Origin of the sequence: Streptococcus sp. 2100 (assembly GCF_013276335.1) — a bacterium.
In the GTDB taxonomy this organism is placed as follows: domain Bacteria; phylum Bacillota; class Bacilli; order Lactobacillales; family Streptococcaceae; genus Streptococcus; species Streptococcus pseudopneumoniae.
On record NZ_VMKV01000112.1, the window covers coordinates 1 to 1,475 of the forward strand.

The 1,475-nt window shown below is 37.5% G+C and carries 1 protein-coding gene and 1 pseudogene; one reads left to right on the forward strand and one right to left on the reverse strand.

All coding sequences use genetic code 11. The annotated features are described in order from the left end of the window. On the forward strand, positions 1-1,040 hold a 1,040-nt coding region (locus tag HT669_RS10740; RefSeq protein WP_172933709.1), incomplete at its 5' end, for an ISL3 family transposase. A gap of 187 nt (positions 1,041-1,227) precedes the next feature. Here HT669_RS10740 and HT669_RS10745 read toward each other — a convergent pair. Further along, positions 1,228-1,475, reverse strand: a pseudogene (locus HT669_RS10745) (N-acetylmuramoyl-L-alanine amidase family protein); the annotation flags it as partial.

A 1,475-nucleotide genomic window follows, 5' to 3' on the forward strand; every position in this document is an offset into this window, starting at 1 on the left:
TTCTCCTTAGAAAGCGTCGTTTCAAGTGCTATCATTGTTCTAAAATGATGGTCGCTGAAACTTCTATCGTCAAGAAAAATCACCAAATTCCTCGTATTATCAACCAAAAAATTGCGCAAAAGTTGATTGAAAAGACTTCTATGACCGATATTGCTCATCAGCTGGCCATTTCAACTTCAACTGCCATTCGAAAGCTCAATGACTTCCACTTTGAGTGTAATTTTAAACATCTGCCTGAGATTATGTCTTGGGATGAGTATGCCTTTACCAAGGGAAAGATGAGTTTCATTGCGCAAGATTTTGATAAGCTCAATATCATCACTGTTCTTGAAGGTAGAACACAAGCCGTCATTCGAGATCACTTTCTTAAATATGATAGGGTCGTCCGATGTCGAGTGAAAATTATTACTATGGATATGTTTAGTCCTTATTATGACTTAGCTAGGCAACTTTTTCCAAACGCTAAAATCGTTCTGGATCGCTTTCACATTGTGCAACATCTTAGCCGTGCTATGAGTCGTGTCCGTGTCCAAATTATGAATCAGTTTGAACGAAAATCCCATGAATACAAGGCTATTAAACGCTACTGGAAACTCATTCAACAGGATAGTCGTAAACTCAGCGATAAACGTTTTTATCGCCCTACTTTTCGTATGCACTTAACCAATAAAGAGATTCTTGACAAGCTTTTGAGCTATTCAGAAGACTTGAAACACCACTACAATCTCTATCAGCTCTTACTTTTTCACTTCCAGAACAAGGAGCCTGACAAATTTTTCGGACTTATTGAGGACAATCTAAAGCAGGTTCATCCTCTTTTTCAGACTGTCTTTAAAACCTTTCTAAAGGATAAAGAAAAGATTGTCAATGCCCTTCAACTACACTATTCTAACGCAAAATTGGAAGCAACCAATAATCTCATTAAGCTTATCAAACGAAATGCCTTTGGTTTTCGGAACTTTGAAAACTTCAAAAAACGGATTTTTATCGCTCTGAACATCAAAAAAGAAAGGACGAAATTTGTCCTTTCTCGAGCTTAGCTGACTTCAACCCACTACAGTTGACAAAGAGCCTAAACAAAAAGTGAACAAACCTGAATTCTAATGTACAGAAGACTAGGCTTGTTCACTTTTTATAGTCGCTATAAGATGACCTTATCTATAGCTTTTTATACATAATTATATATTCAGACATACTATTATCAATTGTGTCGCAGGGAGGAATCTGTTAACGCACCCATTCACCATTATCATTGACTCTATAGCCATCTATACTTGTATTGATCGCTAGCTCACCCGATGCATTTACATAATACCATTTACTGCCAACTTGGAACCATTGATTGGCTTTCATAGAACCGTTGCTGTTGAGGTAGTACCATGAACCATTATTTTGTAGCCAACCTATCTCCATAGAACCATTATCGTTGAGATAGTACCATGAACCATCAACTTGCTCCCAACCTGTTGCCATGG